The sequence below is a fragment of the Polaribacter sp. BAL334 genome (assembly GCF_015767435.1).
In the GTDB taxonomy this organism is placed as follows: domain Bacteria; phylum Bacteroidota; class Bacteroidia; order Flavobacteriales; family Flavobacteriaceae; genus Polaribacter.
In genome coordinates this window covers 26,526-41,852 of record NZ_JADWOV010000306.1, presented here as the reverse complement: position 1 = coordinate 41,852, position 15,327 = coordinate 26,526, and the positions used below count along the sequence as shown (strand labels likewise).

Here is a 15,327-nt window from a genome sequence, read left to right as displayed (position 1 = left end):
TAGCGATAAATAATGTTAGAAACAAGCTAATTGCAAGAGCATTTGCAGTCATAAAAAGAGGAACACCTTATGTTGTTCTTCAAAATCATGTAGCATAAAAAAAATAGTAAATTTTATTAGGATTTGATCTTGGAATACGTATAAAGTTAGTTGTGTTGTTTAAGCATTAAATTTAGTAAATAAAACTAACAAAAAAAATCTGCGAGGATTTTTATAATTAAGCAAAAAGCAAGCAATTAATTTTGTAAAGCTTATTGTAGGTAGTTTTTTTCAAAGTGTTTTCTTTAATATTTTTCGGTATTTTAATCCGTAAACTTCTTGAATTTTATGATTAATTATGTGGTCAGATGGAAATACTTTTAATTCCAATTTATCATTTTTTGATTTCAGCCACTTTATAAATTCAATATATTGGTCAGATTGTGCTACCGTTAAAAATCTCAAAGATTCTATTTTATTTCCGATTTTGAACTTTATCCTATTTCTGTTCGGTGTTCGATATGCTGATATGAATTCAATTTGCAATAAATCCACATAAGGAACTTGTGAGGTTTTCTTTAAAAATGGGTATTTAATTATAATTTCATTTTCCAAAAATTTAATATCGAATGTTCTTTTTCTTTGATAAAGAATAATTAAAATAACAATTCCGATTGATATTAGAATAGATATTACTTTTATCCAAATGATTTCTGAAGAATTAGCTATTACAATTCCAATTCCCAAAAACACTAATGAGGCAATTACTGCTTCATAACTCGAAAAGCTTGATGATGAACTATATTTTGTCATTTTCTCAAATTACCTAAAACGTTCCCAGGCTTTGCGTGGTTGCGGACTAAAGAAGCCGAAACTTTCGGATAAACACTAAATTCAAAGAGATAAAACCAACTTTAAATTAAGCCGAAAACCCGCAATCTCGCAAAACCTGTGTTTGTGGCAGGTTTATTACTCAAACTTAAATTTATGTGTTACTTCAATTCTGTCTTTTATGATTACTTCTTTAGTTTCGGAATTTATTTCAATTTCTTTAAAATTATAATAGAGAACAAAGTCATCATATAGACCTGAATTATTCAATTTCTTATCGAAAATGATTTTTTTATTTTTTTCTACTAAAATATGTGCTTCAAAACATGATTTTCTTTTAAAAGAGAATTGCATTTTGTAGTCAATTTTTGCAACAATACCTTTTCCATTGGTTTTTTTAATCCATGTTCCTTGGGTTATATATTGATTATTAATAAAGTCTAGAATGCCATTTCTTAATACTTCAACTAACTCTGGAAACTCATTTAAAATTATTTGAAATCCTTTATTTAATATTTCAATGTAATAATTTTGAATTTCGATTTCATTTCCAACTGAAACTAATGAATCCCATTTTTTCTTTTCAAAGTATTTAAAATTTACAACAAGAACTTTACTATCATTAATTTCAATTTTTTTTTCGCTATAATTTAAAAAAGAATCTTCAAAAACAACTCTGTTGAAATCTAATTTTGCTTTATACTTTTTTGTCCAATATAATCCAATGTGAAAACATAATGGACGAGAATAAGTATTGAAAAAATCATCATACTTAAAATTTTCTTCTTCTTTTCCAGTTTGAAGAGTTATGTAAAAATCTTTAATTCGAGGCATATTTTTAGGTTTTCTTGGCAAAACTTGCCACTAACTAGCATATATAAGCAAGTTTAAAGAACTTTTTTCATTTTCAACAACCTGCTATTATGTGTCCAAAATAATTATTTTGAAACAATCATCCTAGTTTTTCTTTTAAATAAGGCGCAGTGTAGGATGTTTTATGTAAGGTTAATGCTTCTGGAGTTCCTTCAAAAAGGATATTTCCTCCTCTAATTCCTCCTTCTAAACCTAAATCAATGATGTAATCTGCGCATTTTATCAATTCGATATTGTGCTCAATGACAATGATGGAATGCCCTTTTTCAATCAACGCATTGAAAGAACCTAATAATTTTTTAATATCATGAAAATGCAATCCTGTTGTGGGTTCATCAAAAATAAACAAGGCTTTGTCTTTGGTAGTTCCTTTTACAAGAAAGGATGCCAATTTAATTCGCTGAGCTTCTCCACCAGAAAGTGTAGAGGAAGATTGTCCCAAAGTAACGTATCCTAAACCAACATCTTGCAAAGGTTTCAGCTTTTGAGCAATTTTTCCTGCTAAATTTTCAGTAAAAAAGGACACAGCATCGTCAATGGTTAAATTCAGAATGTCATCAATCGTTTTATCTGCAAAAGTTACTTCCAAAATTTCTTTTTTGAAACGTTTTCCATGACAAGCATCACATTCTAAATGCACATCTGCCATAAATTGCATCTCAATCGTTACTTCGCCTTCACCTTTGCAAACTTCACAACGACCTGCATCTACATTGAATGAAAAATGTTTTGGTTGATAATTTCTGATTTTCGCTAATTTTTGATTGGAAAAAAGTGCTCTGATGTCATCATAAGCTTTGATATAAGTAACTGGATTTGAGCGCGATGAACGTCCAATAGGATTTTGATCAATAAATTCAACATGCTTTATGGATTCAAAACTTCCTTTGATAGCTGTGTGTTGACCAATTTTATCTCCATAACCAAAAAGTTTTTTCTGCATCACAGGATATAAAATCTTTTTAACGAGCGTACTTTTTCCTGAACCAGAAACACCTGTAATCACGGTTAAACATTCTAATGGAAAAGTGACATCAATGTTTTTCAAATTGTGTTCTCTTGCGCCAATAATTTGAATGAGGTTTTTAGAAACTCTTCTCTTTTTAGGAACTTCTATTTTTAGTTGATGGTTTAAATACTTAGCTGTCAATGAATTGGATTGTAAAATTTCATCAAAATTTCCTTCAGCAACTACATTTCCACCAAAAGTTCCTGCTTCAGGACCAATATCAATAATATAATCAGCTTCTTTCATGATGTCTTCATCATGTTCAACTACAATGACAGTATTTCCTAAATCGCGTAAATTTTTCAATACTTTTATCAGTCTTTCTGTGTCTTTTGGATGTAAACCAATACTTGGTTCATCTAAAATATACATAGAACCCACTAACGAACTTCCTAATGAAGTCGCTAAATTGATGCGTTGACTTTCGCCACCAGAAAGAGTATTGGAAGGTCTATTCAGTGTTAAATAATTCAAACCAACATCATTCAAAAATTGCAGACGATTCTTTATTTCCACTAACAATCGCTTGGCAACTTTTTCTTCATATATAGTAAGGTGTATCGTATTGAAAAATTCAGACAATTCATCCAGAGGAAGTGTTACCAAATCAGTGATTGTTTTGTCATTTATTTTTACATAATTGGCTTCCACTCGCAAGCGTTTTCCATGACAAGTGTTGCATTTAGTTTTTCCTCGATAACGAGAAAGCATCACTCTATTTTGAATTTTATAACTTTTTTCTTCCAAAGCTTCAAAAAAATGATGAATTCCATGAAAACTTTTAGTGCCATTCCAAACCAATTCTTTCTGTTTTTCTGTCAATTCAAACCAAGGTTTGTGAATGGGAATGTCAAATTTATACGCAGTTGCAACCAAATCTTCTTTATAATGTCTGAAAGAATCTGTTTTGTATGGAAAAATGGCATCTTCATAAATGGACAACCCTGTGTTTGGAATGACCAAATCTTCATCAATTCCAATAACATTTCCATAACCTTCACATGTTGGGCAAGCTCCATAAGGATTGTTGAAACTGAATAAATGCGTATTGGGTTCTAAAAAAGACACATTGTCCAATTCAAATTTATTGCTAAACTCGGTAATTTTTGAAGTTTCTAAATTTTCAACAAAACAAATTCCTTTTCCTTCAAAAAAAGCAGTTTGAATGGCATCTCCCAATCTGTTGTAAAAATCTTCATCGTTTTTGGTAATGATTCTGTCAATCACTAAATAGATGGGTTCATTTTTATAAGATTCTATAGGAAAATCAGGAATTCTGTAAATAGTTTCTTGCCATTTAATTCGTGCATATCCTTGTTGTTCCAACACTTGAAAAACCGTTTCTAAATTTCTGTTTTCAGGTATATATATAGGAGAGAGTAATAATAATTTGGTTTCATCAGCAAATTCTTTGACAAAATTTACCACATCAGAAACGGTATCTTTTTTGACTTCATTACCAGAAATAGGAGAGAAGGTCTTTCCAATTCTGGCAAAAAGCAATTTCATATAATCATAAATTTCAGTAGAAGTTCCAACTGTAGAGCGTGGATTTGTGGCATTTACTTTTTGTTCAATAGCGATTGCAGGCGCAATTCCTTTGATATAATCTACTTTTGGTTTGTCAAGTTTTCCTAAAAATTGCCTTGCATACGAAGACAAACTTTCCACATACCGTCTTTGACCTTCAGCATAAAGCGTATCAAAAGCCAAAGAAGATTTTCCTGAGCCAGATAAACCCGTAATTACGACCAATTTATTTCTAGGAATCACAACGTCAATATCCTTTAAATTATGGAGTTTTGCGCCTTTAATGATGATGTTTTCTTTTGGATTTACAGTCGCTAAATCAGTCTTCATGTGCTTCGAAAAATAAGCTATAAAAATACCAATAAAATCACTCACTAAAAAAAAGTTTTGATTTCTAATTGTTAAAATTATTTGTTTGTCTAAAAAATAATTCTATATTTGACCACTTAATAACCACAAAACAAGACGCATATACTAAAAAACTACTTTTAAAATTAATATCAAATTAATCAAAATTGAAAGATTTTCTTTCGAAAAAAGTAGTTATGATGAGAACAAAAATCACTTCTGATAGTTTATTAGTAAAAAATTATATTCTTGGGGATGAAGCATCTCTAGAAATTTTAATAAAAAAACACCAACAACGTCTTTTTAGTTTTATATATAGCAAAGTAAAAGACCGAGACATCACAAATGATATTTTTCAAGATACTTTTATCAAAGTTATTAAAACGTTGAAAAAAGGAAATTACAATGAAGAAGGGAAATTTTTGCCTTGGGTAATGCGAATTGCACACAATTTAATCATTGACTATTTTAGAAAAAACAACAGAATGCCCAATTTTAAGAATTCGGATGAGTTTGATATTTTTTCAATTATTAGTGATGATTCATTGAATGCTGAAAAGCAACTGATTCAAGAACAAATTTTTGATGATGTTAGAGAATTGATCAATGAATTGCCTGAAGAGCAAAAAGAAGTGTTGATGATGCGTATGTATAGAGACATGAGTTTCAAAGAAATCAGTGATTGTACAGGTGTGAGTATCAATACAGCTTTAGGAAGAATGCGTTATGCGCTCATCAATATGAGAAAATTAATAGAAAAACATAAAATAATTTTAATAAACTAACAATAAAGATAAAATTGTATCGTTAAGAATTTATAATCAAGACATTAAATTCAATATATGATGCAACTTTACTCAAAAAAGTCATCTGAAATACAGATGCAACCAACAAAAGAAACAGTTCAATTTTTGATTCATTTTTCCAAATCGCTAACTATTGTAAAAACAAAATCAAAAAATTTCATTGAATTGAATTTGAATTAAGAGTGGAAAAAGCTTCAACAAATGTTGAGGCTTTTTTTATGGTTGTTTTTTAAACGCAAAGGCGCAAAGATTTTTCGCAAAGTTTGCAACTTTTTTCTTGACGTTTCTTTGTGTCTTTGCGGGTAATGATTTTTTAATTTTTTCCTTTATAATATGCATCCAAAACAGTTTTTCTTCCCACAGTTTTTGTGATGATGTCTTTTTCCAAATCCCAACCTCTAGCAGGTGAGTATTCGCGCCCATACCAAATTATTTGCAAATGCAATTCGTTCCATAAATCTCTTGGAAACAATCTTTTGGCATCTTTTTCTGTTTGCACCACGTTTTTTCCGTTTGATAAATTCCAACGAAAAAGCAATCTATGTATATGAGTATCAACAGGAAAAGCGGGCACTCCAAAAGCCTGACTCATTACAACACTTGCGGTTTTGTGACCAACAGCAGGCAATTCTTCTAATGCTTCAAAACTTTGAGGAACTTCACCATCATATTTTTCAATCAATATTTTTGACAATCCATAAATGCCTTTGCTTTTCATGGGTGATAATCCACAAGGTTTGATGATTTCTTTGATTTCTTCTACAGAAAGTTTGACCATATCAAAAGGATTATCCGCTTTTGCAAACAAAATAGGCGTGATTTGATTGACACGAACATCTGTGCATTGAGCTGATAATAAAACAGCAATCAATAACGTGTAAGGGTCTTTATGGTTTAATGGAATTGGAATTTCTGGATAGAATTCTTGCAATTTTTGGATGATAAAATCAACTCGCTCTTGTTTGGTCATGAATTTGAATTCAATTAAAACACAAATTTAGGGAGATTAATCCAATTCAGCATAAATATCATCATCCCATTCAAAGCCTTTCACAGCCCAACCAATACTATTTTGATAAAAACTTATTCTCATTCTCAATATAAAATTTTCAAAACGAATTGCGTACACTTCTCTGTAAAGTACATTTTTCAAATTGGTTTCTTTTACTTTCACCACGTCAACAGCTTTGCCAAAATTGGTAGTAAAATATTCTTTAAAACTTTCTGTTTTGATTCTAATGGAGTCAACCTCAGTTTCATTAAGAGCCCAATAAGGTTTCATATCATTAAATGCAGTTTCAAAGTTCATGTTTAAAAAATCATTCGCTGTTTTTTTAGCAAACGTTTGAACTTCTGAAATGTCTTTGAATTTTTTAATTTGACCAATTGTTATTGTTGAAATCAAAAATGTAACAAGTAATAAGGTAAATTTCTTCATGATAATATATTTTTAAAATACAAATTAAAATTAAATTTTAAGTATAATCAATTAGTCAAATGTCTTATTTTTGAAAAAGATTTAAAATAAAATAATAAAACATAATGACATCATTAAAAAAAGGAGACAAAGCACCCAATTTTGAAGCAAAAGATCAGTTAGGAAATACCATTCGTTTGCAAGATTATTTAGGTAAAAAATTAGTTTTATTTTTTTATCCTAAAGCAAATACACCAGGTTGCACAGCAGAGGCTTGTGATTTGAGAGATCATTATACCGTTTTTTTAGCAAAAGGATATGATATTGTGGGAGTGAGCGCAGATGCTGCCAAACAACAACAAAGTTTTACAACAAAATATGAACTTCCTTTCCCATTACTTGCAGATGAAGATAAAGAAGTAATTAAAGCATTTGGAGTTTGGGGACCTAAAAAATTTATGGGAAAAACGTTTGATGGAATTCATAGAACCACATTTGTAATTGATGAAAATGGTTTTATTGAAGAAATTTTTACCAAAGTAAAAACAAAGGAACATGCAACTCAGATTTTAGGGAAATAAAGCTAATTTCAAAAAAACACTTGTTGAGCTTAATTGAATTTTAAAATAAATTTGCCACGAATTCACGGATTTTTTTTAAATATATATCCAATAAATTCGATTTTTCATCAAAGATGAAAACAATTATTGTAATGAAATCCTTAAAATTCGTGAATTCGTGGCAAAAAAAATCTATTTCATTATCCAATAAAAAAAATTAAAACCATCAGATTCAAAATATTATAAAAAAGCGTTTTCTAATCTAGGAAACGCTTTTTTTATAATTTCATTCCAATCTTAAAGTTTAAAACCCTTCCTGTCATAAAATTTGGAATTCCGAATTGTGTTTTAGAATACACATCTCTTACCCAAGTATTGGTAATGGCATTTTGAATATCGAACATGTTAAAGAGTTCTAAACCAGCAGTTAATTCTTTGAAATTAGACAACCATCCTGTTTGATAACGCTTATTTGCATCTGTAAAAACATAAGAAATTCCTAAATCTGCTCTTCTATAATCTCGCAAACGTTGTTGGAATTGATACACATCAGCATATGCAGGTGAACCTCCAGGCAATCCAGAGTTATACACCAAATTCAAATACGCTTTTAAGTTTGGTAAATTCGGCACATAATCTTGAAATAAAATTCCGAACTTAATTCGCTGATCTGTGGGTCTTGCAATATATCCTCGATTATTGATATTTTCTTCGGTTTTTAAATATCCTACACTTACCCAACTTTCACTTCCTGGGACAAATTCACCGTTCAAACGAATATCAAGTCCATATGCATACGCAGTTGCAGCATTGTCAGCTCTATACCTAATTCTTACATTATCAACAGTATATGCATTTACATCATTCAAATTTTTATAATATGCTTCAACTGTTAATTTAAAAGGACGTTCCCACATTTGATAACTATAATCCATTCCTGTCACCAAATGAATGGATTGTTGCGCTTTTACATCCACATTGATGTTTCCATTGAAATCTCTCAATTCACGATAGGATGGAGGCTGTGCATACAAACCCCCAGAAATTCTAAAAAGCATGTCTTTTTCCCAATTGGGTTTGATGGCGAATTGCGCTCTTGGACTGAAAATAGTTTGATTTTTTGATGCAATTCCATTTCCGGTTACACTCCAATTGTGAGCTCTAATTCCGATATTGTAAAAAATTTCATGGTCATTCCAGAAAGTTCTTTGGTCAAATTGCACAAAACCTGAAACTCTTTGAATTGTTACATTGTTATCTTTTCTGATATTTTGAAACGGTACAATTTCACCTTCAAAAGGTTCATAAGGCTGATTATTTCCTGCATGATGTGGAGGACGAATTGAAAAACCCAAAGAGTCAATCACTTCCCATTCTCTAATGCGATCTCTGATGTCTTCTTTTTGATATTTTGCACCAAAAGTCCATTGTTTTTGGTCTTTATTGATGCTTCCTCTTACTTGAAAATTGGTGATTAAAGCATCTAAATCATTTCGAGCGTGATTGAGTTGCGAACCAATTCCTTGCGAAAATTCCACCTCTCCAAAATTTTCAGAACCAATATTAGCATCCACTTCACCTAGATTGTATTGCGCTGCAATGTCAAAATATTCTTCTTCTTGGGTATTGTATCTTGATGCAATTGTGGTTAAAGTAAAGTTTTCATTTACTTTATAATCTGCCGAAAAAGCACCAAAAAGAGTCAAATAATTATCTTGTTCTTGACCTGCATAAAAAACAATTAATTCTAATGGATTGGCTACTGTTCCAAAACGAGTTCTTCTTGAAAGAGGTTTGTAATTGTAATTATTCAAGGAGAAATTTCCTAAAAAATTCAAACTAAACTTTTCAGAAAATTCATACGAAAGATAAGATTGAACATCTGTAAATTTGGGTCTAAAGTTTACTTCAATTTGTTGACTATTTACAAACAAACTATTGTCTCTGTAACGAACTCCAGTAATTGTGCTCAGTTTTTTATTTAAAAATTGTCCTTCAAAAGTGGCACTTCCTCCCAAAAAACTTGCATCAATTGTTGTGGCAGTTTCCGTAGGTTTTTTATACGTAATGTCTAAAACCGATGACAATTTATCTCCATATTTTGCTTGAAATCCACCTGCAGAAAAATTGATATTTTGAATCATGTTTGTATTGATGAAACTCAAACCTTCTTGTTGTCCTGAACGAATTAAAAACGGTCTATATACTTCAATACCATTTACATACACTAAATTTTCATCAAAATTTCCACCTCGAACATTGTACTGAGTACTCAATTCATTGTTATTATTTACACCAGGCAAGGTCATCAAAATATTTTCGACACCAGCATTGGGTCCAACTACATTTTTTACTTTATTGATATCAATTTTTGTAATTCCTTGTGCTTCTTTTTTATTGTCTTTGATGACAACTTCTTTGAGTTCTTCCGTTTTTAGAGAAAGAATTGGCGAAAAGCGAATTCCATTTCTATTGTTTGCTATTATTTTTTCGGTTAAAGTTCGGTAAGAAACGTGACTAAAAACTACAGTAATTTCAGTATCAATGGGAATTCTGATGGAGTAATTTCCATTTTCATCTGTCTCAGTTCCTTTATTTCCGAAAGTGATAGAAACCTTTTCAATAGGTTGTTTTAGGCTGTTTTTAACAGTTCCTTTTAAGATTGTTGTTTTTTGTGCTACCAAAAAAGCAGGAAAAAAAAGGAATAAAAAGAGTAGTTTTTTCACAAAGGCTAATTTACTTGTTTTTTAAAGAACGTAGCAGAAAGCTCGTTCGTATTTCCCACATTGTCATAAACTACAATTTTAAACAAATGTTTGCTACCAACCAAGATTTTATCTGAAAAATCGTAGGTAAGAATTCCTGTTTTGTGATTGTATTCCATTAAAATCCATTCATCATTTAAAGTCGCTCTAAAGGTATCAATACCAGAGCCAATATCGCTAATTTTTACTTTTAAAGTTTCGGAATTTGAAATCCATTGACCATCTTTAATATACATTAATTTTATAGTAGGTTTCTGATTGTCAGAAACTAAACTATAATTACCTAAATATTTTGTTGTAGTGAAAAAGGTACTGTCTTTTTTTCTGGTATATAAATATCTTGGATATTTTGGATATTCAAGATTGGCAATGTACAACTGTTTTTTTTCTTCCTCACTGTATTTTGAAACGTCAAAAGTAAGTGTAAAATAATCATCCAAAGGAATTGTTGGATTATGAATTTTTGCAATTCCTTTTTCTACTTTAAAATCTAAAAAAGTATCTTCATAAAAAGTATTTTTTGGAAAAGCAATGGTAACATCTTCTAAATTGAATTTATTGAAATTTTTAGCAATTACTTGAAATGCTGTAGAGTCTATTTTTTTATTAAAATCAGCTTGATGATCTTTGCCAACAACAGGAATTTTGAGCATGCTTGTGTTTCCATAAAAATCTTTAGCGATAATGTTTATGGTATAATTAAACTCTTTCTCAATGTTGATTTTCCCAAAACTGATCACATTTTTATAAGTAGATAATGCGTTTGCTGGCTCCAAATATGTTTTTTGGAAACGAGTCTTATATTTTTTAAAATGCTCATAATCAATATGAAGATTGATGAATTTACTTTCAGCAAAATCAAATGTTTCAAGTTCATGATAATACATTGATTGTCCATTTACCTGCATTTCAAGACTATAAATTCCTAATTTATTGTACGTACTATCCATTTTATCAATAACTTCAACGCCAAATCCAATCAAATTTTGTGCAGAAATTTTATCAGCAATATGTTCGCCCTCAGCAATTTTTTTTATAGGCAATTGAAAATGATTATTTTGTTGGTTGATATGTGAATTTTCGCTCAAAGAATAGACTTTTACACTTTGAAAAATAGGTGCAATTGTGTCCTGAATAGCAAAGTTAAAAAACAACGGATTGATGATTTTTTCTGATTCTGTATCGCGAATTTCAAAATGCAAATGTGGTCCTCCAGAACCTCCTGTATCTCCAGAAAAAGCGATAATTTCTCCTTTTTCAATCGGAAAAGTATCTTCACTAAATCTCGTTTCTTCAATTTCATAACACTCTTTTTTGTATTGAATAGATTTTACATACGATTCAATTTTTGGTGCAAATTTGCTCAAATGTGCATACACAGTTGTAAAACCATTGGGATGTGTAATGTAGATAGATTTTCCATATCCAAATTGACTCAATTTTATACGAGAAACGTACCCTTCACCAGCTGCTAAAACCTCTAAACCTTCTTTTCCTTGGGTTTTGATATCCAAACCAGAATGAAAATGATTGTTTCTCAATTCGCCAAAAGAACCAGATAAAACAATGGGAATTTTCAATGGAGATTGAAAATAATCTTTCGGATATTTTTCTTGGCTATTGATGTAGAATGAAATGAATGTTAAGAAAATGAGTGTAAAATGTTTCAAAAGACAATTATTTTTGGTAAAAATATAAAAAAATAATCTTTTGATAATCTGTTTAGCATCAATGTATTAATAAAAAAGTAATTAAATGTTGTAAAATAAAAAACAGATTACTAACTTTGTAAGGATAGTTTATTCTAGAAAGCAACATGAGTAATACGCTTGAAGCAGTTCATTTATTGGAAGTTACCTTAAAAAAATTACTTTCGAATTATGAATTTTTGGTAAAAGAAAATCAGATTTTACTTCAATCGAATACAAAATTGCATCATCAGCTTTTGGAAAAAGAACAAATTTTAGCAAATCAAAAGAATGAGTATGAAATGCTAAAAATTGCAAAAACTATCGAGGGCAGTAGTAAAGATACAAAAGATACAAAGCTGAAAATAAATGCCTTAATTCGAGAAATTGATAAATGCATTGTTCAGTTACAAGAATAAAGTTCTTTAAATGGCGGAAAAACTAAAGATAAATGTTGTAATTGCTGGTAGAACCTATCCTTTGAGTGTGAATAACACAAATGAAGAAGAAGGAATGCGCAAAGCCGCAAATGCAATTAATAAATTGATCACTCTTTATGAGCAAAACTATGCAGTTAGCGACAAACAAGATGTCTTGGCTATGTGTGCATTGCAATTTGCTTCAAAATTAGAAATCAGTGCTTTAGATAAAAATTCCACCAATAAAGAAGCAATAGAAAAATTAAATGAGTTGAACAATTTGGTAAATGCTCATTTAGAGTAAGTTCTTTAAAATACATTAACACACACTGCCTACGTTAGTAATTTGTTTGATAAACTCAACAAAAATCTATTATAGAGGATGAGTTTTAGTTGCTAAAGCAAGCCATCAGAACTAGTTTCTTGGATGGATCCTTGATCAGCTAGTTAGTCCTAATCATGTAATAATAGAGTTTATATAAACCCCACTAATGTAGGCTTTTTTATACACTAAATTTAAATTATGGATGGAATGATTCTTCCCATTATATTGGGAGTTTTAGCTGGAGTAGCTATAGGTTTTATAATCTTTAAAGCGTTAGAAAAATCGAAAGGAAAAAAAATATTAGACAACACAAGAAAAGAAGCTGCTTCTATTATCAAAGAAGCTAATATTGATGCAGAATCAATAAAAAAAGAAAAAATTCTACAAGCAAAAGAGAAATTTATTGAATTAAAATCGGAACACGAAAAAGTTATTTTAGCAAGAGAGAAAAAGATTTCAGAAGTAGAAAAAAGAGTTCGTGAAAAAGAATCGATTGTTGCATCTGAAATTGATAAAAACAAACGATTGACAAAAATTCTTGAAGACAAAGAAAAAGATTACGATACCAAATTAGATTTTTTAGAGAAAAAAGAAAGTGATCTTGAAAAAATGCACACACGTCACATTGATATGTTAGAGCAAATTTCGGGACTTTCTGTTGATGAAGCTAAAAAAGAATTGATAGCATCTTTAAAAGACCAAGCAAAATCAGAAGCAATGGCTTTTGTGCAAACTTCTATTGAAGAAGCCAAATTAACAGCTGAACAAGAAGCTCGAAAAATTGTTTTAGGAACCATTCAAAGAGTAGGTGTAGAGCAAGCTGTTGAGAATTGTGTTTCTGTTTTTAACCTAGAATCTGATGATGTAAAAGGACGAATTATTGGACGTGAAGGAAGAAACATTAGAGCTTTAGAAGCTGCCACTGGTGTCGAAATCATTGTTGATGATACTCCTGATGCAATTATTTTATCTTGTTTTGATCCAGTTCGAAGAGAAATTGCGCGTTTGGCAATGCACAAATTGGTAACTGATGGAAGAATTCATCCTGCAAGAATTGAAGAAGTAGTTGAAAAAACTGAAAAACAAATTACTCAAGAAATTATCGAAATAGGAAAAAGAACCGTGATTGATTTAGGAATTCATGGTTTGAATCCAGAGTTGATAAAAATTGTTGGACGCATGAAATATCGTTCTTCCTATGGTCAAAATTTATTACAACATTCACGTGAAGTTGCCAACCTTTGTGGAATCATGGCTGCAGAAATGGGATTGAATGTCAAATTAGCTAAAAGAGCAGGTTTGTTGCACGATATTGGAAAAGTTCCAGATGCAGAAAGTGACTTACCTCACGCATTATTAGGAATGCAATGGGCTGAAAAATATGGCGAAAAAGAAGAAGTTTGCAATGCGATTGGAGCACATCATGACGAAATTGAAATGAAATATTTAATTTCACCTATTGTGCAAGTTTGTGATGCGATTTCTGGTGCAAGACCAGGCGCAAGACGTCAAGTATTGGATTCGTATATTCAGCGTTTGAAAGATTTAGAAAACATTGCTTTTGGTTTTCCAGGAGTACAAAAAGCTTATGCAATTCAAGCAGGACGTGAATTGCGTGTGATGGTTGAAAGCGGAAAAGTAAGTGACACCAAAGCATCTGAATTGTCATTTAGTATTTCTCAAAAAATTCAAAATGACATGACCTATCCAGGGCAAGTAAAAGTAACCGTTATCAGAGAAACTAGAGCTGTAAACGTAGCTAAATAAAAAGTTTCACTAGTATTATATAATTCAAATCCTACTGAAAAGTAGGATTTTTTTATCTTCTAGGATGATACGTTTCTACAACATCACGCAAATAACTTTTATCCAAATGCACGTATATTTCTGTTGTGGTAATACTTTCATGACCTAACATTTGTTGAATAGCTCTTAAATCTGCGCCATATTTTAACAAGTGTGTGGCAAAAGAATGTCGAAAAGTATGTGGACTTATTTTCTTTTTCAAATTGATTTTTGTTGCTGCTTCATTGATGATGATAAACACCATTTGACGTGTCAACCCTTTTCCTCTTCTATTTAAAAACAAGGTGTCTTCAAAGTTTTTTTTAGGCTCTTGAAGAATCCGGATTTCGTTTATATATGTTTTGATATATTTTTGTGCTAGCTGATGAATAGGAACAAATCGCTCTTTGTTTCCTTTTCCAAGAACTTTTACAAAACCTTCTTCGAAAAATAAATCTGAAATTTTTAAGGTTGTCACTTCACTGACACGCAATCCACAACTATACATGGTTTCCAATATGGTGCGATTTCTTTCTCCAAAAGGATGACTTAAATCTATTGCTCCAATCAATGCATCTATTTCCTCTTCGGATAAAGTATCTGGTAGTTTTCTGCCAATTTTTGGAGCTTCAATCAAATCTGTTGGATTTGTTTTTCGATAATCTTCAAAAACCAAATAGTCAAAAAAACTTTTCAAACCAGAAATTAAGCGTGCTTGACTTCTTGCATTTATTTTTTTTGCAGCATCATAAATAAATTGCTGAATGGTGCTTTCATCAATTGAAATTGGAGAAATTTCTATTTGATTCTCTGAAAGAAAACGTACCAATTTTTGCAAATCGTTACTATAGCTAACAATGGTATTTGCAGACAAACCACGTTCTATTTGTAAAAAAAGTTGATAATCTTTGATGGCTTTATTCCAGTTCATAGAATAAATGTACTTAAAAAAATCAATAGATTTAAAAAGACTATTTTACAATCTCTAAAAA

At 30.6% G+C, this 15,327-nt stretch carries 13 protein-coding genes and 1 other RNA gene; 6 read left to right on the top strand and 8 right to left on the bottom strand.

Annotated features, from left to right (window positions below; genetic code table 11):
* Positions 1–270: 270 nt before the first annotated feature.
* From IU405_RS11560 to uvrA, 3 genes are all read right to left on the bottom strand, one after another.
* Complete coding sequence (locus IU405_RS11560; protein WP_197438769.1) at positions 271–792, bottom strand: hypothetical protein; 522 nt, start codon at positions 790–792, stop codon at positions 271–273.
* 156 nt (positions 793–948) lie between these two features.
* Entirely contained in the window at positions 949–1,644 is a 696-nt protein-coding gene (locus IU405_RS11555) for a hypothetical protein (RefSeq protein ID WP_197438768.1), read from the bottom strand.
* Between the two features lie 118 nt (positions 1,645–1,762).
* Entirely contained in the window at positions 1,763–4,552 is a 2,790-nt protein-coding gene (uvrA, locus tag IU405_RS11550; RefSeq protein WP_197438767.1) for an excinuclease ABC subunit UvrA, read from the bottom strand.
* A gap of 218 nt (positions 4,553–4,770) precedes the next feature.
* Here uvrA and IU405_RS11545 point away from each other — a divergent pair, with 218 nt between their 5' ends.
* Positions 4,771–5,355, top strand: coding sequence for an RNA polymerase sigma factor (locus IU405_RS11545; protein ID WP_197438771.1), 585 nt, complete (start codon positions 4,771–4,773; stop codon positions 5,353–5,355).
* Positions 5,356–5,689: 334 nt separating this feature from the next.
* Here IU405_RS11545 and IU405_RS11540 read toward each other — a convergent pair whose 3' ends face one another.
* Together IU405_RS11540 and IU405_RS11535 are read right to left on the bottom strand one after the other, a co-directional pair.
* Positions 5,690–6,346: an endonuclease III domain-containing protein gene (locus IU405_RS11540; RefSeq protein ID WP_197438766.1), complete on the bottom strand. Its 657-nt coding sequence runs from the start codon at positions 6,344–6,346 to the stop codon at positions 5,690–5,692.
* A gap of 36 nt (positions 6,347–6,382) precedes the next feature.
* The gene (locus IU405_RS11535) at positions 6,383–6,814 is read right to left on the bottom strand and encodes a hypothetical protein (RefSeq protein ID WP_197438765.1); all 432 of its coding nucleotides are present in this window, start codon (positions 6,812–6,814) and stop codon (positions 6,383–6,385) included.
* Positions 6,815–6,918: 104 nt separating this feature from the next.
* Here IU405_RS11535 and bcp point away from each other — a divergent pair, with 104 nt between their 5' ends.
* Positions 6,919–7,374 carry a thioredoxin-dependent thiol peroxidase gene (gene bcp / locus IU405_RS11530; RefSeq protein ID WP_197438764.1) on the top strand — a complete coding sequence of 152 codons (456 nt, stop codon included), beginning with the start codon at positions 6,919–6,921 and terminating at the stop codon, positions 7,372–7,374.
* A 257-nt stretch (positions 7,375–7,631) separates the two neighbouring features.
* Here bcp and IU405_RS11525 read toward each other — a convergent pair whose 3' ends face one another.
* Positions 7,632–10,079: a TonB-dependent receptor gene (locus IU405_RS11525; RefSeq protein WP_197438763.1), complete on the bottom strand. Its 2,448-nt coding sequence runs from the start codon at positions 10,077–10,079 to the stop codon at positions 7,632–7,634.
* 5 nt (positions 10,080–10,084) lie between these two features.
* Positions 10,085–11,788: a M23 family metallopeptidase gene (locus IU405_RS11520; protein ID WP_197438762.1), complete on the bottom strand. Its 1,704-nt coding sequence runs from the start codon at positions 11,786–11,788 to the stop codon at positions 10,085–10,087.
* Positions 11,789–11,934: 146 nt separating this feature from the next.
* On the opposite strand from IU405_RS11520, the gene IU405_RS11515 reads away from it, so the two are divergent.
* The 4 genes from IU405_RS11515 to rny all read left to right on the top strand — a co-directional run bounded on the left by IU405_RS11515 (position 11,935) and on the right by rny (position 14,317).
* Positions 11,935–12,225, top strand: coding sequence for a hypothetical protein (locus IU405_RS11515; RefSeq protein ID WP_197438761.1), 291 nt, complete (start codon positions 11,935–11,937; stop codon positions 12,223–12,225).
* A gap of 10 nt (positions 12,226–12,235) precedes the next feature.
* Positions 12,236–12,529, top strand: coding sequence for a cell division protein ZapA (locus tag IU405_RS11510; protein WP_197438760.1), 294 nt, complete (start codon positions 12,236–12,238; stop codon positions 12,527–12,529).
* Positions 12,530–12,582: 53 nt separating this feature from the next.
* Positions 12,583–12,701: non-coding RNA, 6S RNA (gene ssrS, locus IU405_RS11505), on the top strand.
* A gap of 47 nt (positions 12,702–12,748) precedes the next feature.
* Positions 12,749–14,317, top strand: coding sequence for a ribonuclease Y (gene rny / locus IU405_RS11500; RefSeq protein WP_197438759.1), 1,569 nt, complete (start codon positions 12,749–12,751; stop codon positions 14,315–14,317).
* A gap of 52 nt (positions 14,318–14,369) precedes the next feature.
* Here rny and xerD read toward each other — a convergent pair whose 3' ends face one another.
* Positions 14,370–15,266 (bottom strand): site-specific tyrosine recombinase XerD, encoded by an 897-nt coding sequence (xerD, locus tag IU405_RS11495; RefSeq protein WP_197438758.1) that lies wholly within the window; start codon positions 15,264–15,266, stop codon positions 14,370–14,372.
* Positions 15,267–15,327: the final 61 nt, after the last annotated feature.

Excerpts from the sequence above, each read along its gene's own strand:
- IU405_RS11560 (WP_197438769.1), bottom strand. The coding sequence starts at position 792 with ATGACAAAATATAGTTCATCATCAAGCTTTTCGAGTTATGAAGCAGTA.
- IU405_RS11555 (WP_197438768.1), bottom strand. The coding sequence starts at position 1,644 with ATGCCTCGAATTAAAGATTTTTACATAACTCTTCAAACTGGAAAAGAA.
- uvrA (WP_197438767.1), bottom strand. The coding sequence starts at position 4,552 with ATGAAGACTGATTTAGCGACTGTAAATCCAAAAGAAAACATCATCATT.
- IU405_RS11545 (WP_197438771.1), top strand. The coding sequence starts at position 4,771 with ATGAGAACAAAAATCACTTCTGATAGTTTATTAGTAAAAAATTATATT.
- IU405_RS11540 (WP_197438766.1), bottom strand. The coding sequence starts at position 6,346 with ATGACCAAACAAGAGCGAGTTGATTTTATCATCCAAAAATTGCAAGAA.
- IU405_RS11535 (WP_197438765.1), bottom strand. The coding sequence starts at position 6,814 with ATGAAGAAATTTACCTTATTACTTGTTACATTTTTGATTTCAACAATA.
- bcp (WP_197438764.1), top strand. The coding sequence starts at position 6,919 with ATGACATCATTAAAAAAAGGAGACAAAGCACCCAATTTTGAAGCAAAA.
- IU405_RS11515 (WP_197438761.1), top strand. The coding sequence starts at position 11,935 with ATGAGTAATACGCTTGAAGCAGTTCATTTATTGGAAGTTACCTTAAAA.
- IU405_RS11510 (WP_197438760.1), top strand. The coding sequence starts at position 12,236 with ATGGCGGAAAAACTAAAGATAAATGTTGTAATTGCTGGTAGAACCTAT.
- rny (WP_197438759.1), top strand. The coding sequence starts at position 12,749 with ATGGATGGAATGATTCTTCCCATTATATTGGGAGTTTTAGCTGGAGTA.
- xerD (WP_197438758.1), bottom strand. The coding sequence starts at position 15,266 with ATGAACTGGAATAAAGCCATCAAAGATTATCAACTTTTTTTACAAATA.